This window comes from Seohaeicola zhoushanensis (assembly GCF_014656415.1).
Classification (GTDB): domain Bacteria; phylum Pseudomonadota; class Alphaproteobacteria; order Rhodobacterales; family Rhodobacteraceae; genus Seohaeicola_A; species Seohaeicola_A zhoushanensis.
Window position 1 is genome coordinate 368468 of record NZ_BNCJ01000003.1, and the last position, 21848, is coordinate 390315.

Annotated in this window: 28 protein-coding genes; 2 read left to right on the forward strand and 26 right to left on the reverse strand. The window is 67.3% G+C overall.

Features of this window, described 5'->3' with window-relative positions; translation table 11 throughout:
• Window position 1 precedes the first annotated feature (1 nt).
• From IE266_RS09410 to IE266_RS09535, 26 genes are all read right to left on the reverse strand, one after another.
• Window positions 2-388: a YNQ4 family lipoprotein gene (locus tag IE266_RS09410; protein WP_189679808.1), complete on the reverse strand. Its 387-nt coding sequence runs from the start codon at window positions 386-388 to the stop codon at window positions 2-4.
• Window positions 385-2403 carry an NADH-quinone oxidoreductase subunit NuoG gene (nuoG, locus tag IE266_RS09415; RefSeq protein ID WP_189679809.1) on the reverse strand — a complete coding sequence of 673 codons (2019 nt, stop codon included), beginning with the start codon at window positions 2401-2403 and terminating at the stop codon, window positions 385-387. The genes IE266_RS09410 and nuoG overlap by 4 nt, the downstream gene beginning before the upstream one ends.
• A 2-nt stretch (window positions 2404-2405) precedes the next feature.
• The gene (locus IE266_RS09420) at window positions 2406-2816 is read right to left on the reverse strand and encodes a DUF5333 domain-containing protein (protein WP_189679810.1); all 411 of its coding nucleotides are present in this window, start codon (window positions 2814-2816) and stop codon (window positions 2406-2408) included.
• 95 nt (window positions 2817-2911) lie between these two features.
• The gene (locus IE266_RS09425; protein ID WP_229863976.1) at window positions 2912-3277 is read right to left on the reverse strand and encodes a hypothetical protein; all 366 of its coding nucleotides are present in this window, start codon (window positions 3275-3277) and stop codon (window positions 2912-2914) included.
• 5 nt (window positions 3278-3282) lie between these two features.
• On the reverse strand, window positions 3283-3660 hold the full coding sequence (locus IE266_RS09430) for a hypothetical protein (protein WP_189679811.1): 378 nt from the start codon (window positions 3658-3660) through the stop codon (window positions 3283-3285).
• A 4-nt stretch (window positions 3661-3664) separates the two neighbouring features.
• Entirely contained in the window at window positions 3665-4948 is a 1284-nt protein-coding gene (gene nuoF / locus IE266_RS09435; RefSeq protein WP_189679812.1) for an NADH-quinone oxidoreductase subunit NuoF, read from the reverse strand.
• 4 nt (window positions 4949-4952) lie between these two features.
• Window positions 4953-5174 carry a DUF5337 domain-containing protein gene (locus IE266_RS09440; protein WP_189679813.1) on the reverse strand — a complete coding sequence of 74 codons (222 nt, stop codon included), beginning with the start codon at window positions 5172-5174 and terminating at the stop codon, window positions 4953-4955.
• 3 nt (window positions 5175-5177) lie between these two features.
• A complete protein-coding gene (locus IE266_RS09445) occupies window positions 5178-5399 on the reverse strand; it encodes a hypothetical protein (protein ID WP_189679814.1) in 222 nt (73 codons plus the stop codon).
• Between the two features lie 26 nt (window positions 5400-5425).
• Window positions 5426-6559 (reverse strand): NADH-quinone oxidoreductase subunit NuoE, encoded by a 1134-nt coding sequence (gene nuoE, locus IE266_RS09450; RefSeq protein ID WP_189679815.1) that lies wholly within the window; start codon window positions 6557-6559, stop codon window positions 5426-5428.
• Window position 6560: 1 nt separating this feature from the next.
• On the reverse strand, window positions 6561-6962 hold the full coding sequence (locus tag IE266_RS09455; RefSeq protein ID WP_189679816.1) for a hypothetical protein: 402 nt from the start codon (window positions 6960-6962) through the stop codon (window positions 6561-6563).
• A 14-nt stretch (window positions 6963-6976) separates the two neighbouring features.
• Complete coding sequence (locus IE266_RS09460) at window positions 6977-7567, reverse strand: hypothetical protein (RefSeq protein ID WP_189679817.1); 591 nt, start codon at window positions 7565-7567, stop codon at window positions 6977-6979.
• Window positions 7564-8778: an NADH-quinone oxidoreductase subunit D gene (locus IE266_RS09465; protein ID WP_189679818.1), complete on the reverse strand. Its 1215-nt coding sequence runs from the start codon at window positions 8776-8778 to the stop codon at window positions 7564-7566. The genes IE266_RS09460 and IE266_RS09465 overlap by 4 nt, the downstream gene beginning before the upstream one ends.
• On the reverse strand, window positions 8778-8981 hold the full coding sequence (locus tag IE266_RS09470; RefSeq protein WP_229863978.1) for a hypothetical protein: 204 nt from the start codon (window positions 8979-8981) through the stop codon (window positions 8778-8780). The genes IE266_RS09465 and IE266_RS09470 overlap by 1 nt, the downstream gene beginning before the upstream one ends.
• Entirely contained in the window at window positions 8981-9589 is a 609-nt protein-coding gene (locus tag IE266_RS09475) for an NADH-quinone oxidoreductase subunit C (RefSeq protein ID WP_189679819.1), read from the reverse strand. Before IE266_RS09475 ends, IE266_RS09470 begins: the two co-directional genes overlap by 1 nt.
• Before the next feature lie 22 nt (window positions 9590-9611).
• The gene (locus tag IE266_RS09480; RefSeq protein WP_373310557.1) at window positions 9612-10238 is read right to left on the reverse strand and encodes a NuoB/complex I 20 kDa subunit family protein; all 627 of its coding nucleotides are present in this window, start codon (window positions 10236-10238) and stop codon (window positions 9612-9614) included.
• Window positions 10208-10573: an NADH-quinone oxidoreductase subunit A gene (locus IE266_RS09485; protein WP_189679820.1), complete on the reverse strand. Its 366-nt coding sequence runs from the start codon at window positions 10571-10573 to the stop codon at window positions 10208-10210. The genes IE266_RS09480 and IE266_RS09485 overlap by 31 nt, the downstream gene beginning before the upstream one ends.
• Window positions 10574-10774: 201 nt before the next feature.
• Window positions 10775-11842: a hypothetical protein gene (locus tag IE266_RS09490; RefSeq protein WP_189679821.1), complete on the reverse strand. Its 1068-nt coding sequence runs from the start codon at window positions 11840-11842 to the stop codon at window positions 10775-10777.
• A 20-nt stretch (window positions 11843-11862) separates the two neighbouring features.
• On the reverse strand, window positions 11863-12645 hold the full coding sequence (locus tag IE266_RS09495; RefSeq protein WP_189679822.1) for a crotonase/enoyl-CoA hydratase family protein: 783 nt from the start codon (window positions 12643-12645) through the stop codon (window positions 11863-11865).
• A 74-nt stretch (window positions 12646-12719) separates the two neighbouring features.
• Window positions 12720-13574, reverse strand: coding sequence for a hydroxymethylglutaryl-CoA lyase (locus tag IE266_RS09500; protein WP_189679823.1), 855 nt, complete (start codon window positions 13572-13574; stop codon window positions 12720-12722).
• 19 nt (window positions 13575-13593) lie between these two features.
• Window positions 13594-15528: an acetyl-CoA carboxylase biotin carboxylase subunit gene (locus tag IE266_RS09505; RefSeq protein WP_189679824.1), complete on the reverse strand. Its 1935-nt coding sequence runs from the start codon at window positions 15526-15528 to the stop codon at window positions 13594-13596.
• Window positions 15529-15625: 97 nt separating this feature from the next.
• Window positions 15626-16282 (reverse strand): ankyrin repeat domain-containing protein, encoded by a 657-nt coding sequence (locus tag IE266_RS09510; RefSeq protein ID WP_189679825.1) that lies wholly within the window; start codon window positions 16280-16282, stop codon window positions 15626-15628.
• Window positions 16279-16776, reverse strand: coding sequence for an O-acetyl-ADP-ribose deacetylase (locus IE266_RS09515; RefSeq protein ID WP_189679826.1), 498 nt, complete (start codon window positions 16774-16776; stop codon window positions 16279-16281). Before IE266_RS09515 ends, IE266_RS09510 begins: the two co-directional genes overlap by 4 nt.
• A gap of 3 nt (window positions 16777-16779) precedes the next feature.
• A complete protein-coding gene (locus IE266_RS09520; RefSeq protein WP_189679827.1) occupies window positions 16780-18384 on the reverse strand; it encodes a carboxyl transferase domain-containing protein in 1605 nt (534 codons plus the stop codon).
• 54 nt (window positions 18385-18438) lie between these two features.
• A complete protein-coding gene (locus IE266_RS09525; protein WP_229863982.1) occupies window positions 18439-18951 on the reverse strand; it encodes a lysozyme inhibitor LprI family protein in 513 nt (170 codons plus the stop codon).
• An 11-nt stretch (window positions 18952-18962) separates the two neighbouring features.
• A complete protein-coding gene (locus IE266_RS09530; RefSeq protein ID WP_189679828.1) occupies window positions 18963-19451 on the reverse strand; it encodes a lysozyme inhibitor LprI family protein in 489 nt (162 codons plus the stop codon).
• 2 nt (window positions 19452-19453) lie between these two features.
• Window positions 19454-20617, reverse strand: coding sequence for an isovaleryl-CoA dehydrogenase (locus tag IE266_RS09535; protein WP_189679829.1), 1164 nt, complete (start codon window positions 20615-20617; stop codon window positions 19454-19456).
• Between the two features lie 162 nt (window positions 20618-20779).
• Between IE266_RS09535 and IE266_RS09540 the strand changes: the two genes are divergently transcribed.
• Window positions 20780-21250 (forward strand): pyridoxamine 5'-phosphate oxidase family protein, encoded by a 471-nt coding sequence (locus IE266_RS09540; RefSeq protein ID WP_189679830.1) that lies wholly within the window; start codon window positions 20780-20782, stop codon window positions 21248-21250.
• The gene (locus tag IE266_RS09545; RefSeq protein ID WP_189679831.1) at window positions 21250-21705 is read left to right on the forward strand and encodes a CreA family protein; all 456 of its coding nucleotides are present in this window, start codon (window positions 21250-21252) and stop codon (window positions 21703-21705) included. Before IE266_RS09540 ends, IE266_RS09545 begins: the two co-directional genes overlap by 1 nt.
• Window positions 21706-21848 lie beyond the last annotated feature (143 nt).

The window sequence follows — 21848 nt, forward strand, 5'->3', positions numbered from 1 at the left end:
CTCACACCGTTGGTATCCCGTTTTCTTTGCAGGCCGCCACCGCCACTTCGGCGTCGATGGTCTTGAGCCCGCGGGGGAGTGATGGCGAGATGGTGTAAACAGCATCCGCCGCCGACACGCCACCCTTTTCCTCGAAGTTCGTGCGCAAATGACGCGCAAATCCATAGCCCCGGATCAGCGTGTATTGCGCGGCGGCACAATCCGCATAGGCGGTGACGTCGCGGCGGTCGCGCGCGCCCGTCATCGCCACCTGGATCTGCACCAGGTCCGAGTCCAGAAGCCGCGTCTCGACGCCACGATACTCCGGCGCGAAGACGCCGGAATCGGTCGCGGGCGCCTCGGCGCAGCCCAACAGCAACAGGGGCGATATGAGCGCCGCCTGGTTCATTCCGCCGCCAGTTTCTGCCCGCGCGCCTTCACGTTGGCCGAGAGTTCGGCCATCAGCGCGCTTGCCCGGGCGATCGGGTTGGTCAGGTAGAAGTCGCGGACCGCAGGCACGAAGGTCGCATCGCCCAGCGAACCGGCGGCAACCGCCTGCCATTCGTTCTCGGCCACCTCGTCGACCTGGGCCAGGTGCGGTACCGCCGCGACCAGCGCCTGACGCAGCTGCGCGAGGCTGTCCCAGGGCTGGGTCGCGCCCAGCTCGGCGGAGAGCGCCCGCAGGATCGCCCAGTTTTCCTTGGCCTGCCCCGGCGCAAAGCCCGCGCGCATGGCGAGCTGCGGGCGGCCCTCGGTATTCACGAACAGGCTGTTCTCTTCGGTATAGGCCGCGCCCGGCAGGATCAGGTCCGCGCGATGCGCGCCACGGTCGCCGTGGCTGCCCTGGTAGATCACGAAGGCGCCCGGCGCGATCTCGACCTCGTCGGCGCCGAGGTTGTAGACAACCTCCGCCCCCTCCAGCGCGACGGCGATGCCGCCCGTGGTGGTCGCGCCGACATCCATCGCGCCAACGCGGCTTGCCGCCGTGTGCAGCACCATGAACTTGGAGCCCGAATTCTCGGCCAGCTTCATCGCATGGCCCAGCACCGCCGCGCCATCGGCCTCGCGCAGCGCGCCCTGCCCGATGATGACCACGGTGTTCTTGGTCTTGGTCTCGTCGCTGATCGTCTTGCCGCTCAGCTCGGCCAGCGCCGCCCGGTCATTGCCGACATGGATATAGTCGAAAGTCAGGTCGACCGCCTCGCCCACCAGTGCCACGGTCGCGCCGCGCAGCCACGCCTTGCGGATGCGGGCGTTCAGCACCGGCGCCTCGGTGCGCGGATCGGCACCGATGATCTGGATCATGTCGGCGCTGTCGATATCCTCGATCGAGGCGGTGCCAACATAGCCAGAGCGGTTGCCCGCGGGCAGCTTGGCGCCATCGGTGCGGCATTCGACCGAACCGCCCTGCCCCTCGATCAGCTGTTTCAGCGCAAAGGCCGCCTCGACCGGGACCAGGTCGCCGACCAGGCCCACAACCTTCTTGCCCTTGATCGCCGCGGCCGCCGCCGACAGCGCCTCGGGCCAGCTGGCCTTCCGCAGTTTGCCGTTCTCGCGGATATAGGGAGTGTCGAGCCGCTGGCGGCGCAGGCCGTCCCAGACAAAGCGGGTCTTGTCCGAGATCCACTCCTCGTTCACGCCGTCATGGTTGCGCGGCAGGATGCGCATCACTTCGCGCCCCTTGGTGTCGACCCGGATGTTCGACCCGAGAGCATCCATCACGTCGATGCTCTCGGTCTTGGTCAGCTCCCAGGGCCGCGCGGTGAAGGCATAGGGCTTGGACACCAGCGCCCCGACCGGGCACAGGTCGATGATATTGCCCTGCATGTTCGAGTCGAGCGTCTGGTTCAGATACGAGGTGATCTCGGCATCCTCGCCGCGCCCGGTCTGGCCCATCTGGGTGATCCCTGCCACCTCGGTGGTGAAGCGCACGCAGCGGGTGCAGCTGATGCAGCGCGTCATATGCGTCTCGACCAGCGGCCCGAGGTTCAGGTCCTCGCTCGCCCGCTTCGGCTCGCGGTAGCGGCTGAAGTCGACACCATAGGCCATCGCCTGGTCCTGCAGGTCGCATTCGCCGCCCTGGTCGCAGATCGGGCAGTCGAGCGGGTGGTTGATGAGCAGGAACTCCATCACCCCCTCGCGGGCCTTTTTCACCATCGGCGAGTTGGTCTTGACCATCGGCGGTGCGCCTTCCGGGCCGGGGCGCAGGTCGCGCACCTGCATGGCGCAGGAGGCCGCCGGCTTCGGCGGGCCGCCCACGACCTCCACAAGGCACATCCGGCAGTTGCCGGCGATCGACAGCCGTTCGTGATAGCAGAACCGCGGGATCTCGATCCCCGCCACCTCGCAGGCCTGGATCAGGGTCATCGCCCCATCCACCTCGACCACGGTTCCGTCGATATTGATCTTCTTGAGGTCAGCCATGCTCAGTTCGCCCTAAGCAGCGCGCCTATGGCGCTGTTCTTCGCTATTTCCGCACGCCCGAAGGTGCAGAAGGTTTCCGGTTTGTCGGGGGTCACCCCGTTGGCGGCAAGGAAGGCCTTGCCCTTCTTCTTCATGCGCGCCTTCTCGGTGTCGGATTCGACATAGGCGCGGATCTCGTCGTCGCTATAGCCAAGCGCATTGGCCTCGGCCTTGATCTGCCGCAGGAAGCTCAGCGCGCGGATCAGCCGTGCGTTGATGCTGCCGCAATTGTCGCGCACCGCGTCGGCGATGGCGACCGCGAAGAGCGCATCCTCGATCGACGGCACATCGCGCAGCGCGGGGCGCGCGGCGGCGGCATAGCCCGGCAGGGCCAGGGTCATCGCAAGGGCAAAGGCAATCGTCTTCAGGGTCATCGTGGTCTCTCCTCTATAGGAGAGACCAAGGGGCAGGACCCGGCGCCGATAGGCAATATCGGCGCGCGGAACGCGGCTGATATCGGATAACAGCGTCACGGGTTGCACTCTCCCTCGTAGACCAGCGTATCGCCGTCGAAGACAAGCTGGTCGTCCGGCGTTTCCGGCCCGACGATCCACTTGATGCGCGACGTGCCGAGACCGTTCTCCAGGCAATAACGCGTGCCCTCGTATTCCGCCGCCTGGCGCGCCGCGTCCACCGACTGCAGCGCGTCCTTGGCGGTGACGATGAACCGCGAGTAATCCTTGTCGACCTTCTTCGCCTTGGTGCGGAAATAGAAGCCGTCGAACAGGATCCGCTTGTCCTTGGACTCGACGCAGGCGGTCAGCGCCAGGAGTGCACAGAGTGCACCGAACCCGGCCATCCGCGTCAGCGAACCAAGATGCATTGCCTTCGCCATTCCGCTCAGCCCCTCTTCCTGACCATCACGCTCATCGGCGTCTGCGCCGCCGTCTCGCCATCGAGAATGCGGCAGGCGTCGTTTCCGGCGTAGCGCGCCACCAGCGAACGCCGCTTGATATCGGCCTCGACATCCGTCGCGCCCTTGACCTGCAGGTAGACCTGCCCGCCCGAGCGCAGCCGCGCCTCGCTCATCGCGTCGCCCAGCTGTTCGTCATAGGCATAGGCCAGGCACTGCCCCGCCAGCTCGCGCGCCACCTGGCGCTCGGCATAATGCTGCGGCGCCGGCATGGCCAGCAGAGCCTGCGCCCGCGGATCGCCCATGTTGGGCGAACTGCAGGCGGCTAGTGCGCCAAGAGCCAGAAGTGCGACGCCAGCCCGCATGCCCTTACTCCGCCGCCACCGGCACGCGCTTGTGCTTGATGCGGTCCTCGATCACGTCGCGGAAGTTGCGGATCAGGCCCTGGATCGGCCAGGCCGCCGCGTCGCCAAGCGCGCAGATGGTGTGGCCCTCGACCTGCTTGGTCACGTCAAGAAGCATGTCGATCTCCTCGACCGAGGCATCGCCGGTGACAAGGCGGTCCATCACCCGCATCATCCAGCCGGTACCTTCGCGGCAGGGCGTACACTGGCCGCAGCTCTCGTGCTTGTAGAACTTCGACAACCGCCAGATCGCCTTGATGATGTCGGTCGACTTGTCCATCACGATGACGGCGGCGGTGCCCAGGCCCGACCGCTGCTCGCGCAGATAGTCGAAATCCATGATCGCCTCGCGCATGTGCTCGCCGCGGATACAGGGAACCGACGAACCGCCGGGGATAACCGCCAGCAGGTTGTCCCAGCCGCCGCGGATACCGCCGCAATGCTTCTCGATCAGCTCCTCGAAGGTGATCGACATCGCTTCTTCGACGACGCAGGGGTTGTTCACATGCCCCGAGATGGCGAACAGCTTGGTGCCCGCGTTGTTCGGACGCCCGAACGAGCTGAACCACTCCGGCCCGCGCCGCAGGATGGTCGGCGCCACCGCGATCGACTCGACGTTGTTCACCGTGGTCGGGCAGCCGTAAAGGCCCGCGCCCGCCGGGAACGGCGGTTTCATCCGGGGCATCCCCTTCTTGCCCTCGAGGCTTTCCAGCAGCGCGGTTTCCTCGCCGCAGATATAGGCCCCGGCGCCGTGGTGCAGGTAGAGATCGAAGTCCCAGCCCGACTTGGCCGCGTTCTTGCCCAGCAGGCCCGCGTCATAGCATTCGTCAATCGCCGCCTGCAGCGCCTCGCGCTCGCGGATATATTCGCCACGAATATAGATATAACAGGCATGCGCGTTCATCGCGAAGGAGGCGATCAGGCAGCCCTCGATCAGCGTATGCGGATCGTGCCGCATGATCTCGCGGTCCTTGCAGGTGCCGGGTTCGGATTCGTCGGCGTTCACCACCAGGTAGGCCGGCCGCCCGTCGCTTTCCTTCGGCATGAAGGACCACTTGAGACCGGTCGGGAAGCCCGCCCCGCCCCGGCCGCGCAGACCCGACTTCTTCATCGTGTCGATGATCCAGTCGCGCCCCTTGGCGATGATGCCCGCCGTCCCGTCCCAGTGGCCGCGTGCCATCGCGCCTTTCAGCGTGCGGTCATGCATACCGTAGAGGTTGGTAAAAATACGGTCCTGATCTTTCAGCATCAGCCTAGCCTTTGTCGTTCCGGCGTGCCCGCCAGAGGTTGATCGTCTGCCACAGCGCCAGCCCGAAGCCGGCCAGGGCCGCAATATCGAACAGCAGCCGGGTGTTCCCCGACCAGCCGAACCGGGACCCCGCCCAGGTCGCCCCGATCCAGAACAGGCCGACCACGGCGATCAGCAGCGCCAGCCGCCGCCCCCGTGCATTCATCTCGTCCCGTCCGCCGTCCATCGTTCACTCGCTCCGCCGCGAGAACCCGGTCTCGCCGCTTATCAAGCCCAGCAGCGGCCTTCGCCCAGGCTCCAGGCCCGGAAGACCGCAGAACCCTGCCAGGACCGACAACAGGACGCGACGGGGACCGAACGACCACATCGACACCGACAGGCCAAAGCCCGCCGCCCCGGCCAACTGCCCGAAGCGCCGCGCAAAGTTGTCGCGGTCCATGTCGATCGTCATCCATTCCCCCTTGCGTCCTGCCAATCTCAGTCCTTGTAGATGTCGTCCTTCTTGGCTTTCTTCGAAAATTCCGTCTCGGCCCCGGTGGCCAGCAGCTTTGCCTGCTCCACCCAGTTGTCCCGCGTCACCCGGCCCTTGAACCCTTCGAGGTTCTCGTCGACCCAGGCCACTTCGGCCGCGCTCCACCCTGCGATCTGGTCGAAGTGGTAGAAGCCCATCGAATGCAGCAGCGTCTCGAGCTTCGGCCCCACGCCCTTGATCATCTTGAGGTTGTCGGCCTTGCCGTCGCGCGCCTCGGTCAGGACCGCCGGCTTGCTGCCCTCGCCCGCCGCGGGCCCGCCCTTCGAGACTTCCTGCGCTTCCTGCTTGGTCACCCCGGTCTCGTCCGCCGGCACGTTGGCCGAAGGTTTCGGCTCGGCCTTCGGCTTGGCCGCCTTCTTGGCGGCGGCCGGCTTGCCCTGCCAGGGCGCCAGCAGCGGCACCTCGGTGCCGTCGATGCGCTTGACGGTATCGCCGATGTCGGTCGCCAGCTGCACGCTCGCGTTGTACTGCGTCTTGCCGCTGTCGAAGTCGGTGAGGCTGGTCAGCCCCGAGAGCGGCTCGGCCGCATACCGCCCGTTCTGCGGCCCCGGCACCGGAACCTTGCCGGCGGCCAGCTCGTCGATGATCTCGGCAAGCCGCTCGGCGGTCAGGTCCTCGTAATAGTCCTTGCCGATCTGCGCCATCGGCGCGTTCGCGCAGGAACCGAGGCATTCCACCTCTTCCCAGCTGAACTTGCCGTCGGCGCTCAGCTGATGCGCCTTGGCGGCGATCTTGTCCTTGCAGACGCCGATCAGGTCCTCGGCGCCGCAGATCATGCAGGACAGCGTGCCGCAGATCTGGATATGCGCCACAGACCCAACGGGTTGCAGCTGGAACATGAAGTAGAAGGTCGCCACTTCCAGCGCCCGGATATAGGCCATGCCCAGCATGTTCGCGACCGCCTCGATGGCGGGCCGGGTCAGCCAGCCTTCCTGTTCCTGCGCGCGCCACAGCAGCGGGATGATCGCCGAGGCCTGGCGGCCCTCGGGATACTTGGTGATCTGCGCCTCGGCCCAGGCCTGGTTGGCCGCGGTAAAGGCGAAACTCTCGGGTTGCTCGTGGTGCAGTCGGCGCAGCATGTCAGTTCTTCGGCTCCAGTGGGCTGGTGTCGATGGCCACCGTGCGGGTGGACGTCAGCACGCAGGTCACGTCACCGGGAAATCCGGGCGCAGCGCCCTTCGCGGTGATCGTCAGGGTATAGCTCATGTCGGCCAGCATCCGGGCGACGGCGCGCTCGGCTTCCTGCAGCTGGCGATTGCAGAAATAGGTCTTGGTATCAGGCTCTTCGATCACCGCCACCGCGGCCTCACCGGCCTCGACCGCCTCCTGCTCGGAAGCGGCCTCTTCGCCCGGCTGGCGCTCCGGCGGCAGCAGCAGCCAGCCCGAGCCGACACCGATGGTCCGGCTCTCGGCCAATGCGGCCAGCGGCAGCGCGCCAAGGGCGGCGGCCAGCAGCAGCGGGGTGAAGGGGATATGGCGCATTATCTCCTCTCCCCTCACGGCGTGCATTTGGTCATGGTGAGCCAGCCGTCCTCGACCTTGTAGGTCTTGCCCGGATTGGCGATCACGTCGCGGACCATCGCCTCGGCCTGTGCCCGCGCCGGCGATCCAGCAGGCCCGTTCACCCGGGCGCGGATCAGCACGGTATCGACCATGTCCGCCACGGTATCGCGCGCGCCGTTCAGTTCGACCGAGCAGCGGCGCTCCTTGACGAACATCGCGATGACGCCGCGCACCCCCGGCATCCCGAAGGACTTCAGGTGGTTCACGGCTTCCTGCTGGGCGTCGACCTCGGGAAAGGCCTCGGCATCCAGCGCCGGATCGGCATCGCAGAATGCCTTGGTGAGCCGGAAGGTCTTGCCATCCTCGCTCATCTCGGCACGGCCGCCCGCCAGCAGCGACGAGGCAAAGCCCTGGATCTCGTCCGGGGTATAGCCCGCGCCGCCCAGCACGCTGTCGGCCGTCTCCTCGCTCATCGCGCAGCCGTTCGCGCGCATCAGCTCGACGAAGGCGACCGCACGGTCGCCCCCCGTCCCGGCCTGGGCCGGCAGAGCAGAAGCAAGAACGAGCGCGATGGCCAGTCTCACCTGTCGATCTCCCCGAACACGACGTCCATCGTCCCGATGATCGCCGCCACATCGGCCAGCTGGTGGCCGGTCGCGACATGATCCATCGCCTGCAGGTGCAGGAAGCCCGGAGCGCGGATCTTCGCGCGGTAGGGCTTGTTGGTCCCATCCGCCACCAGGTAGACGCCGAACTCGCCCTTGGGCGCCTCGACGGCGGCATAGACCTCGCCGGCGGGCACGTGGAAGCCCTCGGTGTACAGCTTGAAGTGATGGATCAGGCTTTCCATCGAGGTCTTCATGTCGCCGCGCTTCGGCGGCGTGATCTTGCCGCGCGCGAGCACCTCGCCGGGTTCCTTGCGCAGCTTTTCAATGCATTGCAGGATGATCTTCGTGCTCTCGCGCATCTCGGCCATGCGGCAGAGATAACGGTCGTAGCAGTCGCCGTTCTTGCCGACCGGCACCTTGAAGTCGAACTCGTCGTAGCACTCGTAGGGCTGCGAGCGACGCAGGTCCCAGGCCAGGCCCGAACCGCGCACCATCACGCCCGAGAAGCCGTAGTCGAGAATGTCCTGCTCGGAAATGATCCCGATCTCGACGTTGCGCTGCTTGAAGATCCGGTTCTCGGTCAGCAGCCCGTCGATATCGTCGAGCCGTTTGGGGAACTTGTGCGCCCACTTCTCGATGTCGTCGATCAGATCCGGCGGCAGGTCCTGGTGGACCCCGCCGGGGCGGAAGTAGGCGGCGTGCAGCCGCGCCCCGCAGGCCCGTTCGTAGAAGATCATCAGGTCTTCGCGTTCCTCGAAGCCCCAGAGCGGCGGTGTCAGCGCGCCCACGTCCATCGCCTGCGTCGTCACGTTCAGCAGGTGATTCAGGATGCGGCCGATCTCGCTGTAGAGCACCCGGATCAGCGAGGCCCGGCGCGGCACCACGACGCCGGTCAGCTTCTCGATGGCCAGACACCAGGCATGTTCCTGGTTCATCGGCGCCACATAGTCGAGCCGGTCGAAATACGGCAGGTTCTGCAGGTAGGTCCGGCTCTCCATCAGCTTCTCGGTGCCCCGGTGCAGCAGCCCGATATGCGGGTCGCAGCGCTCGACGATCTCGCCGTCGAGTTCGAGCACAAGCCGAAGAACCCCGTGCGCCGCAGGGTGTTGCGGGCCGAAGTTGATGTTGAAGTTGCGGATCTTCTGTTCGCCCGTCAGGGCGTCTTCATAGCCACGCGAGCCGTCCATCACGCCTTGCCTCCGTCCAACTGGTCCTTGAACGCGACGACCCAGAGCAGGATCAGCGCGCCAAGCGGGATGATCGCCACCAGCGCCACCCACGACGGAATGCCATTGCGCGGCAGGATGCGCCAGAACGGCACAACCAGCAGAGCCGCGAGCACCAGCAGCCAGATCAGACCGCCGCCTCCCATGCCATAGCCGCCATACATCATTTTGCGTCCGCCTTCTTCTCGTCGCCCGGAAGGATGTATTCGGCACCCTCCCACGGCGACATGAAATCGAACTGCCGGTATTCCTGCACCAGCGAAACCGGCTCGTAGACCACGCGCTTCTGCGCCTCGTCGTAGCGCACCTCGGTATAGCCCGTGGTCGGGAAGTCCTTGCGCAGCGGATGGCCGCGGAAGCCGTAGTCGGTCAGGATGCGGCGCAGGTCGGGGTGGCCCGAGAACAGGATCCCGAACATGTCGTAGACCTCGCGCTCGAACCAGTTGGCCGAGGGGTGGATCGACACCAGCGAGGGCACCATCTCCTCTTCGCGCACCGAAACCCGCAGGCGGATACGCTTGTTCTCGTACATCGACAGGAAATGATAGACCACGGTGAACCGCTTGGCCCGGTCCGGGTAGTCCACCGCGGTGATATCCACCAGCGTCGAGAAGCGGCAGCTGTGATCGCTGCGCAGGAACTCGACGAAGCCGACGATATTCCCCGCCGTCACATCGACATTCAGTTCTCCGTGGGACACATCCCAGCCCAGCACGCAATCGGGCCGCTTGGCCTCGATATGGGCGCCCAGTTCGTTCAGCGCGTCGCTCATGACAAGCCCCTTTGCCCGCGCCTCAGCGCACGATTGTCCCGGTGCGGCGGATCTTCCGCTGCAGCTGCATCAGACCGTAAAGCAGGGCTTCGGCGGTCGGAGGGCAGCCGGGCACGTAGATGTCGACCGGCACGATCCGGTCGCAGCCGCGCACGACCGAGTAGGAATAGTGGTAATAGCCGCCGCCATTGGCGCAGGAACCCATCGAGATCACGTAGCGCGGCTCGGGCATCTGGTCATAGACCTTGCGCAGCGCCGGGGCCATCTTGTTGGTCAGCGTGCCGGCGACGATCATCACGTCCGACTGGCGCGGCGAGGCGCGCGGCGCAATCCCGAAGCGCTCGGCGTCGTACCGCGGCATCGAGGTATGCATCATCTCGACCGCGCAGCAGGCGAGGCCGAAGGTCATCCAGTGCAGCGAGCCGGTGCGCGCCCAGTTGATCAGGTCCTCGGTCGAAGTGAGGATGAACCCCTTGTCCTGCAGTTCGGCGTTCAGCGCCGCCGTGCTGGCTTCATGGCCGCTGTCGGCATCGAAAGCTGCCAGCGCCGAGGGGCCGGACTTCACCCGGTCATCCTGCACGCCGCTGCCCTGCACCTCGGTGACCAGGGGAGTCTCGTTCACTGCCATTCCATCGCCCCCTTCTTCCATTCATAGGCGAACCCGGCGGTCAGCACGGCCAGGAAGGCCATCATCGACCAGAAGGCCGCCATGCTCACGTCCTGGAAGGCAACCGCCCAAGGGAACAGGAAGGCGATCTCGAGGTCGAAGATGATGAACAGGATCGACACCAGGTAGAACCGCACGTCGAACTTCATCCGCGCGTCGTCGAAGGCGTTGAAGCCGCATTCATAGGCGCTGACCTTCTCGGGGTCGGGATTGCGCACCGCCAGCACGACCGCGGCAAGGATCAGCACGATCCCCAGCCCGCAGGCCACCACCAGAAATACGAGGATGGGAAGGTATTCCCGCAACATCTCTTCCACGAGTGGCTCCTTCTGCTGCGCCGAGCCCCTGGCTCGCGCCGTCAAGTGGCGTGTTGACCTTGGCCCTGTCTAGCCCTGCGGGCGGGGAGGGTCAACGGGGCCAGAACGGGTTCAGCCCCATGGAAGCAATGCCAATTGGATTTATCTACAAAGAATTAACGGGGCCGTGCTGCGATGCGGCGATTTACCGTGTGGCGGGGGTCAGAGCGTTGAAGAACTGGTCTCCACTCGCAAGGGCCGGTTCCCCTCGACAGGATAGTAGATGTTGAACGACATCCCATAGGCCATGTGGGAAAAGAGCCGCGCCAGCGGGAGCTTCGGCAATATCAATGGGCTGTAGACGAATGCTCCGTTCTGTTCGCTTCGCAGCCGTCGGCCGGCATCAAAGCGAATCTCTGGCGAGTTTCTGTGGCCATAGGTCCTGATTTGGCCTCCTTCCTCTCGCGAGACCCGGAAACCCTGCGCTTCGAACCACGCCGCAGCGGCCTCGAGACCCTCGGTCGCCTGCAGCGGCCGGAAGACGCAGACCTTGGCGACCGAATGGCTGTGCACACGCGGCCAGTCGAGCGGCGGGGGCAAACCCTCCGGCATGTCTGCCCCCTCCAGAACCGGACAAGAGGCCGCATCCGGGTAATCCATCAGCGTCAGTTTGAGCGAATTCGGCATCTCGCGCCGGTAGGTCCAGACATAGGCCGGTGTCCCTGGGTCGCCGTCGAACATGGAAGCCCGGACCTTGCCAACAGCCCACTGGCCTGTCAGCACGATTGCCGCCACCACGAAGAGCGCCGTCAGCAGCCGGTCGCCCGGATGCAGCACGACGCCGCCCCCGCGGCCCAGATCCGGCTGCCCCGCCAGCCGTCCGGCAAGCAGCCAGTAGACCAACCCTGACGCCGCACCGATCCCGACACCCGCAAGTTGCGTCGGGGTCGGGGCAGCAATGCACCATAGGCCGACAAGCACGGTCCACACCGCGACATGCGCCCGAAGCGACCGAATGCCTCTAATGTCGAAGGCGATAGGCAGGGCAAGAAACATTGCGCCGTACAGCAGCGCGGGCAGAAGCAGCAACAAGGCGGCGAACATCAAGGAATTCGCACTGGCGATGGCCGCGTCGGGCTTGGGAAACAGGGTCAGGACCGCCCAGGCTGCGAGATTCAGGCACAGGAACACGCCGAGGCAAATCCGAATCAACCTCGGCAGGTAGCGCAGGAACGCCAGGAGGGCGATGAAGGCCTTCCGCACGGTTCTCTTCAGCGCTTCCTTCGGCACCTTCCCTCCACGGTCCAGAGTCACTGCTGCCAGGGCGCCTTTTCCCTGGCGAAGAAGGCCCGCACCCCCTCGCGCGCCTCCTCGGTCTCCCATTGCGCCGCCAGCGCGCGGATCGAGAAGTCGATCACCTCGGCGTCGATCCGCGGCCCCATGTGCCGCGCCAGCCGCTTGCTGGCCGCCACCGCGCCGGGCGCGCAGGAGAGATAGGGCTTCACTTCGGCCTCGATGGCCGCGTCGAGCCCCGCTGCCGGCACCGCGCGGGCCAGCAGGCCCAGCGTCACCGCTTCCCCGGCCCCGAAGAGCCGCGCCGACATGAACACCCGCCGCGCCATCGCCTCGCCCATGCGGGCCAGGCAATAGGGGCTGATGGTCGCCGGGATCAGCCCCAGCCGCGCCTCGGTGAAGCCGAACTTCAGGCTCTCCACCCCGATCGCCACGTCGCAGACGCTGACCAGCCCCAGCCCGCCACCGAAGGCATTGCCCTGGATCCGCCCGATGACCGGCTGCGGCAAGGTGTTCAGCGCGAAGAGCATCTCGGCCAGCTTGCGCGCCTCGGCCTGGCGCGTCGCGCCATCGGCCTCCATCTGCTCGCGCATCCAGCCCAGATCGCCCCCGGCGCAGAACGACTCGCCCGCCCCGGTCAGCACCACCACCCGCACCGAGGCATCGCCCGCCAGCTGCGCCGCCGCCTGGGTCAGCTCGGCGATCATCTGCGCCGACATCGCGTTGTGCTTTTCCACCCGCGTCAGGGTCAACCTGGCAACACCGCGCGCGTCGGTCTCGATCGTCAGGGTCTCGTACATGTCCATCCCTCTCCGCCGGCAAAAATTCCTGCAAGGAATTTTGCCAAAAGTTTTAGCGAAAACTTTTGCCCGGCTCAGCCGGTGCGCATCGCCTTCGCCATCGCGGCCGCCTCGTTCACCAGGGCAAGATCCAGCCCGGTGTGATAGCCCAGCCGCTCCAGATGCGCCGCCACCGCCTCCGTGGCGACATTGCCCTTCGCGCCGGGCGCATAGGGACAGCCGCCCAGGCCGCCGACCGCCGCGTCGAAGACGCGCAGACCCAGCGCCAGCGAAACGTCGATATTGGCGATGGCGCGCCCCGCCGTGTCGTGGAAATGCCCGGCCAGCCGGCTCACCGGCACCACGTTCTTCACCGCCAGCAACATCTTGGCCACGCTGTCGGGCGTGCCCTGTCCGATGGTATCGCCCAGCGAGATCTCGTAGCAGCCCATGGCGAAGAGCTTGTCAGCCACCGCCGCCACCTGCCCCGGCTCGACATGGCCGTCATAGGGGCAGTCGGTCACGCAGCTGATATAGCCGCGCACCGGCAGGTCGATATGGCGGGCCGCCTTCAGGATCGGGGCGAACCGCTCGATCGACTCGGCGATGGTGGCGTTGACATTGGCCTTGGAGAAGCCCTCGCTGGCCGAGGCGAAGACGGCGATCTCGTCGGCCCCCGCCGCCAGCGCATCCTCGTAGCCGCGCATGTTCGGCGTCAGCGCTGCATAACGCACGCCCTCGGCGCGCTTGATGCCCGCCAGCACCTCGGCGCTGCCGGCCATTTGCGGCACCCATTTGGGCGAAACGAAGCTCGCGCATTCGATGCGGCTGAAGCCGGCGCGCGAGAGCAGGTCGACCAGCGCCACCTTCTCCGTCACCGGGATTGCCCGCTTCTCGTTCTGCAACCCGTCGCGCGGGCCGACCTCCACGATCTCGACACGTCCGGCCATGATGCTGCGCCTCCCCGCGCTACGCTTCCGTTTCCAGCCGCACCAGCGCGGCCCCCGCCTCGACCTGCGCACCGGCCTCGACCAGCACCTCGGCCACCACCCCGTCACGGGCGGCCAGCAGGGAATGTTCCATCTTCATCGCCTCGAGCACCGCCAGGCGGTCGCCCTCGGCGACCGCCTGCCCCGCCTTGGCGAAGACCGCCTTGACCAGCCCCGGCATCGGCGCCTCGATTAGGTTGGTGTCGCCGCCCTTGCTGCTGGCGCGTTCCAGCGGATCGATGATGCCGAAGGCCAGCCCATAGGCGTCGAAGACCGTCGCCACCTTGCCCGCCACCGCCACCGGCGGCAAGGCAATCCCGCCGCAGCGCCAGGTGCCGCCGCTGCGCTCGGCAACCAGCTCCTGCCCATCGACGCGCCAGACCTGCCGGTCCGGCCCCTGTGCCATCAGCACGGCGGTCAGCGGTTCCTCGCCCCAGCTCAGCGCGATGCTTTGCTCCAGCGGCGACCAGAGCGCAAAGCCCTGCGCCCAATCGCCCTGCCCCGCACCCGCCGCCGCCATCGCCGCCGCCACCACGTGGCGCGGCTTCGGCTCGGGGGCCACCACCAAGCTGTCGAGGTCACGCCCGATCAGCCCGGTATCGACATCCCCCGCCGCAAAGCCCGCGTGCTCGGCCAGTGCCCCGAGGAAGGCGAGGTTGGTGACGGTGCCCGCCACCTGGGTGCCCTTCAGCGCCGAGGCCAGCCGCGACAGCGCGATCTCGCGCGTGGGACCATGCACGATCACCTTGGCGATCATCGGATCGTACCAGGGGCTGATGCTATCGCCCGCCCGCACCCCGCTGTCGGCGCGGCAGCCCGCCGGGAAGGCCAGGTGCGTGAGCTTGCCGGTCGCCGGAAGGAAACCCTTCGGCACGTCCTCGGCATAGAGCCGCGCCTCGAAGGCATGGCCGGTGATCGTCAGTTCCTCTTGCTGCTTCGGCAACCGCTCCCCGGCGGCCACGCGCAGCTGCCATTCCACCAGGTCCACCCCGGTGATCGCCTCGGTGACCGGATGCTCCACCTGCAGGCGGGTGTTCATCTCCATGAACCAGAAGCGGTCGGACCGCAGCCCCTCAGAGGCATCGACGATGAACTCGATGGTGCCGGCCCCGGCATAGCCGATCGCCTCGGCCGCCTTCACCGCCGCCTCACCCATGGCGGCGCGCATCTCGGCCGTCATGCCCGGCGCGGGGGCCTCCTCGATCACCTTCTGGTGGCGACGCTGCAACGAGCAGTCGCGCTCGAACAGGTGAACGGCCCGGGTGCCATCGCCGAAGACCTGCACCTCGATGTGGCGCGGCTTGGAGACGTATTTCTCGACCAGCACCGCGTCATTGCCGAAGGCGGTCCTGGCCTCGGCCTTGGCGCTGGCCAGCGCATCGGCGAAATCCTTCGCCTTCTCGACCAGCCGCATCCCCTTGCCGCCGCCCCCGGCGGTGGCCTTGATCAGCACCGGGTAGCCGATGGCATCGGCGGCCCCGGCCAGGTGTTCGGGGTCCTGGCTTTCGCCGTGATAGCCCGGCACCACCGGCACGCCGGCCTTCTCCATCAGCGCCTTGGCGGCATCCTTCAGCCCCATCGCCCGGATCGCCCTGGCCGAGGGCCCGATGAAGACCAGCCCCGCCGCCTCGACCGCATCGACGAAATCGGGGTTCTCGGACAGGAAGCCATAGCCCGGATGGATCGCCTGCGCCCCGGTCTCCAGCGCCGCCTGGATGATCCGCTCGCCGCGCAGGTAGCTCTCGGCCGGAGCCGGGCCGCCGATATGCACGGCAAGATCCGCCATCTGCACGTGTTTCGCCCCCGCATCCGCGTCGGAATGCACCGCGACGCAGCGGATGCCCATGGCGCGGGCGGTCTGCATCACACGGCAGGCGATCTCGCCCCGGTTGGCGATCAGGATGGTGTGGAACATGGTGAGGTCTCGCTTGTGTCTGTGCCGCCGGGGGCCGACTGCCCCCGGACCCCCGTGAGTATTTGGAAAGAAGAGAAGCAGGAGGCCGCCGGCCGGTTCATTGCCGCGCCCCCGCCGCTTCGAGCATTCGGGCGATGTCGCCATAGCCCCTGGCCCGCGCATGGCCGAGCGGGGTGACCCCCTCGCCATCCGCCAGGGTCACATCCGCCCCGGCGTCGATCAGCGCGCGCACCACCGCCTGCCGTTCGGGGCCGCCGTCGCCCAGCAGCACCGCTTCCAGCAGCGCGGTCCAGCCGAGCTTGTTGACATGGTCCAGCGCCACGCCGGCCTCGATCAGCACCTGCACCACCTCGGCCGACTGCCGCTCGGCCGCCGGGATCAGCGCGGTGCCGCCATAGCGGTTGGTGCTGGCGAGATCGGCGCCATGCGCCAGCGTCAACTTCAGGATCGCAAGCCGCCCCTCGGCCCCGGCGTAGAGATAGGGGCTGTCCTGGATGTCGTCCTTGGCATTCACATCGGCCCCCGCTTCGACCAGCGCCCGCGCCGCCGCGAGCTGGTCATGATGGGTGGCGACCAGCAGCGCGGTGCGGCCGCGTGCGTCGCGCGCATCCACCCCGGTGCCGGCGGCCAGTTCCGACCGGATCGCCGCCACGTCTCCCGTCGCGGCCGCCTCCAACAATCGCGCGTCATCGGCCATGCCCGATCCTCCCCAGCTTGCCAGCAACGCGACAGCGCCGGCCTTGATACCCATCATGACACCCCCACCCGGTCGAGCGCCGCCTGCAGCAGCCGCGCCATCGGCGCATCGAAAGCCACCAGCCGCACCTCCAGCGCCGCGCCGGTCACCTCGGCCACCGCGATCTCGGCCGCCTCCTCGGCCGGGTAGCCGAAGACCCCGGTGGAAATCGCCGGGAAAGAGACCGTCGCGCAGCCATGCGCGCCGGCCAGCCGCAGGCTGTTGCGATAGCAGCGCGCCAGCAGCCCGGCCTCGCCCCGCCCGCCGCCGTGCCAGACCGGCCCCACCGTGTGGATGACGATCCGCGCCGGCAGGCCGTGTGCCCCGGTCACCTTGGCCTCGCCCGTCTCGCAGCCGCCCAGGCCCCGGCATTCGGCCAGCAGCCCCGGCCCCGCCGCCCGGTGAATCGCCCCGTCGACCCCGCCGCCGCCCAGCAACGAGCGGTTGGCGGCATTGACGATCGCGTCCGCCGGGATCCGGGTGATATCGCCGGTGATGACCGAAACGCCCATGGCTCACATCCGGAACACGCCGAACTTGGTTTCGGCGATCGGCGCGTTCAGCGCCGCCGAGATCGACAGCGCCAGCACGTCGCGCGTCTTCCTCGGGTCGATCACCCCGTCGTCCCAGAGCCGCGCCGAAGCATAGAGCGGGTGGCTCTGCTCGGCGAACATCTCGAGCGTGGGGCGCTTGAACTCGGCCTCCTCCTCGGCCGACCAGCTGCCCCCGGCGCGTTCGATCCCGTCGCGCTTTACGGTGGCGAGCACGCCCGCCGCCTGTTCGCCCCCCATCACCGAGATGCGTGAATTGGGCCATGTCCACAGGAAGCGCGGCGCATAGGCGCGCCCGCACATGCCGTAGTTGCCGGCGCCATAGGACCCGCCGACCAGGAAGGTGATCTTCGGCACCTGCGTCGTCGCCACCGCCGTCACCATCTTGGCGCCATGCCGCGCGATGCCCTCGGATTCATAGCGCCGCCCGACCATGAAGCCGGTGATGTTCTGCAGGAAGACCAGCGGGATGCCCCGCTGCGAACACAACTCGATGAAATGCGCGCCCTTCTGGGCGCTTTCGCTGAACAGCACGCCATTGTTGGCGACGATGCCCACCGGCATCCCCTTCACATGGGCGAAACCGCAGACCAGCGTCTCGCCGAAGCGCGCCTTGAACTCGTCGAAGCGCGAGCCGTCCACCACCCGTGCGATCACCTCGCGGATGTCGTAAGGCGTGCGCAGGTCGGTCGGCACCACGCCGAGGATCTCCTCGGGGTCATAGGCCGGCTCCTCGATGGCCTGCATCCGCAGGGTGGGTGCGAACTCTCCCCCGAGGTTGCCCACCGCGCGGCGCGCCAACGCCAGCGCGTGGCTGTCGTCCTCGGCCAGGTAATCGGCCACGCCCGACAGCCGGGTGTGCACGTCGCCGCCGCCCAGGTCCTCGGCGCTCACCACCTCGCCGGTCGCCGCCTTCACCAGCGGCGGGCCAGCCAGGAAGATGGTGCCCTGCTCCTTGACGATGATGGTCACATCCGACATCGCCGGCACATAGGCGCCGCCGGCGGTGCAGGATCCCATCACCACCGCGATCTGCGGAATGCCCAGCGCGCTCATGTTCGCCTGGTTGAAGAAGATGCGTCCGAAGTGGTCGCGGTCCGGGAAGACCTCGTCCTGGTTCGGCAGGTTGGCCCCGCCGCTGTCGACCAGATAGACGCAGGGCAGCCGGTTCGCCTGGGCGATCTCCTGCGCCCGCAGGTGCTTCTTGACCGAGATCGGGTAATAGGTGCCGCCCTTCACGGTAGCGTCGTTGCAGACCACCATGACATCGCGCCCATGCACGCGGCCGATGCCCGCGATCACCCCGGCGCAGGGGGCCGCGCCCTCATACATGCCATGCGCCGCCGTCGCCCCGATCTCGAGGAAGGGCGAGCCCGGATCGAGCAGGTTCGCCACCCGCTCGCGCGGGGGCATCTTGCCGCGGGACGCATGGCGCTCGCGCGCCTTGGCCCCGCCGCCCTCGGCCGCCAGCTGCGCCGCGGCGCGGATCTCGGCCAGGGCTTCGAGGTGGGCCGCCCGGTTGGCCTGGAATGCCTCGGACGACGGGAGCGCTTTGGACGTGAGCTTCATTTGACTTTCCTCGAACGAATTATCTTGCTGCGCCGGATCTTCCCGCCGCGCGGTTCATTGGCCATACCCGAAGCGGCCGAGGCTCAGCGCCTGCTCGCCGGTCATGCGCATCAGGCAGCCGACCGCCGCCGGCCCGCCGCCGGTGCCCCCGCCCCACTGCGCCCGCTCGAAATCGCAGGCCGCGTCGCGGTAGGGGATCCAGGCCCGCTGCATCTCGCGCAGGGTCTGCTCGGCAACCGCCGCCTCGGGCGTATAGGCGCGCACCTCGGCATCCATCTTCTTCGCCCGCGCGATGGCGGTCTGGTAATAGGCGTTCAGCAGCCCGTCCCAATATTGGTATTCCCGGTCGAGGCAGCCGCCCATCCCCATGGTGGTACCGCCCAGATCGTTGGCCGACATGCAGGCATTGGCCGAGGCGCCGATGCAGGCCTCCTGCGCCACCGAGTCCTGCGCCGCCGTCAGGCAGGCGCGGGTCGCGTCGTCGGAATAGAGGATGTCCTGCGCAACAGCAGGCCGGGCCGCCAGCAGCAGCGCCATGCCGATCCCGAAAATCCTCCCGCCACGCATGTCCGCCTCCCCTACTGGCTGATCCACATGTCCTGCAGATAGGCCGCATGTTCGCCCATGGTGCGCAGCACGCAACGCAATTCCGCCGGCCCGCCACCAGTGCCGTCGCGATACTGCGCCCGCTCGAAGGCGCAGCGCGCATCGCTGTAGCCCTGCCAGGCCGTCTCCAGCCCGGTCAGCGTCTCGACCATGAAGGACTGGCCCAACCCGTCGGTCCTGGCCGCCTCGTCGGTCGCGCGGGCCTTCTCCATCGCCTGCGCGCGCAGGCCCGCGAGAATATCGTCCCAGAAGGTCACCTCGCTGTCGAGACACTCGACATTGCCCATGGTCGAGGTCCCACCCGGCGAGTCCTCCATGCAGGCCAGCGCCGAGACCCCGGCGCATTCCGCCTTCGCCGAAGTGCTGGCGGCTGCCGCAAGGCAGGCCAGTGTCCCCGCGTCGGAATAGACCATGTCCTGGGCCGAAACCGGCGCGGCAGCCAGCAGAAGGGCCGCCGCCAATCTCACTCCATCGACCCCATCAGCTCGCGCCCGACCAGCATCCGGCGGATTTCGCTGGTGCCGGCGCCGATCTCCATCAGCTTGGCGTCGCGGAAGATCCGCGCCACCGGGGCGTCGTTCAGGAACCCCGCCCCGCCCATCGCCTGCACCGCCTGATGCGCCTGCACCATCGCCTGTTCCGAGGCGTAGAGGCAGCAGGCCGCCGCGTCCTGGCGCGTCACCTCGCCCCGGTCGCAGGCCTTGGCGACCTCGTAGACATAGGCCCGCGCCGAGTTCATCGCCGTATACATGTCGGCGATCTTGCCCTGCATCAGCTGGAAGTTCCCGATCGGCTGGCCGAACTGCTTGCGGGTGGCGAGATAGGGCATGATCTCGTCCATGCAGGCCGCCATGATGCCCAGCCCGATGCCTGCCAGCACGACCCGCTCGTAGTCGAGGCCCGACATCAGCACCCGCACGCCCTTGCCCTCTTCGCCGAGCACGTTCTCGAAGGGCACCTCGACATCCTCGAAGATCAGTTCGGCGGTGTTCGAGCCGCGCATCCCCAGCTTGTCGAAATGCTTCGAGGTCGAGAAGCCGGTCATCGATTTCTCGATCAGGAAGGCGGTCATCCCCTTGGACCCGGCCGAGGGGTCGGTCTTGGCATAGACCACCAGCGTATCGGCATCCGGCCCGTTGGTGATCCAGTATTTGTTGCCGTTCAGCACGTAGCGGTCATTGCGCTTCTCGGCGCGCAGCTTCATCGAAACCACGTCCGACCCGGCACCCGCCTCGCTCATCGCCAGGGCGCCGACGCTGGTGCCGGCAACGAGGCCCGGCAGGTATTTCGTCTTCTGCTCGGGCGAGCCGTTCAGCTTGATCTGGTTCACGCAGAGGTTGGAATGCGCGCCGTAGGAGAGCGAGACCGAGGCCGATGCCCGCGCCACTTCCTCCACCGCCACGGTATGGGCGAGATAGCCCATGCCCAGTCCGCCGTATTCCTCGGGCACGGTGATTCCCAGCAGGCCCATTTCGCCCATCTCGGGCCAGAGCGCCGGCGGAAATGCGTTCGACCGGTCGATCTCGGCCGCCATCGGCTTGACCCGCTCCTGCGCCCAGCGATGCACCGTATCGCGCAGCTCGTTCACGTCCTCGCCCAGATCGAAACGCATGGATGCGTTGAACATGACGGCGCCTCCCCCACAGTTTTAATGAACAACTGTTCAAATAATACGCCCGCACCGGCCATCGGTCAAGCGCAACCTGTCGCCGGTGCGCGCGAGACAAGGAACAAGCGCCCCGGCGCAGACGTTGATCGTCCGACACAACCCAACTCCAAGGAGACAGCGATGGCCACCGACATGAAACACGAATTCTGGAACCGCCTCGACAAGGTGCAGGCGGGGATGCTGACCGCCGAAGGTGCACGCCCGGTGCCGATGTCGCCCTATGCCGACCCTGACGCCAATGCGATCTGGTTCATCACCGCCGATGGCACCGATATCGCCCAGGCAGCAGCCGGGGGCAGCCGCGTCTCGCTGACGCTGGCCGATTCGGGCTCCAAGATCTACGCCACCATCGACGGCGCGATGGCGCTCTCGGACGACAAGGCCAAGCTCGATGAACTCTGGAGCCCGATCGCCGGCGCCTGGTTCGACGAGGGCAAGGAGGACAAGGACGTGCGGCTGGTGCGCATGACCCCGGCGCGGGCCGAGGTCTGGGCCACCGACGGCGCGGCGGGGTTCCTCTACGAGATTGCAAAGGCCAACCTGACCGGCGAACAGCCCGACATGGGCGAACACGCGCGGATCACCTTCTGATGCGTCCCGGCCTCTGCGCGGCGGTGCTCGCCGCGCTCGCCGCCCTGCCCGCGCGCGCCGAGCAGGTCGGCGAGGTCGGCGTCGACTGGATCGGCAACGACATCATCATCGAGGCGGTGCCCGACCCGAAGGTCAAGGGCGTCACCTGCCACGTCGCCTATTTCGACCGCGGGCTGCTCGACCGGCTGGGCAAGGGCAACTGGTTCGAGGACCCCTCGAACGCCTCTGTCTCCTGCCGCCAGACCGGCCCGATCGAGCTGGGCGACATCGACCGCGACGAGAACGGCGAGGACGTCTTCCGCACCTCGCGTTCGCTGGTGTTCAAGTCGCTGCGCGTCAAGCGGATCTACGACGAGCGGAACCGCACGCTGATCTACCTCGCCCATGCGGCAGAGCTGACCGACGGCTCGGCGAAACTCTCGATCTCCACCGTGCCGCTCTACGGATCAGACTGAGGCGCCTTGCGGCGCCACGCCTCTTGTCTCGGCTGCGGCCTGCGGCCTCCGCCTCGGGCGCCAGGCCTGCGGCCTGACGCGATGCCTCCGGCAACTGTATTTTTTCACGCCGTTGCGGCGAAGTCGGTGCCGTCGCGGATCAT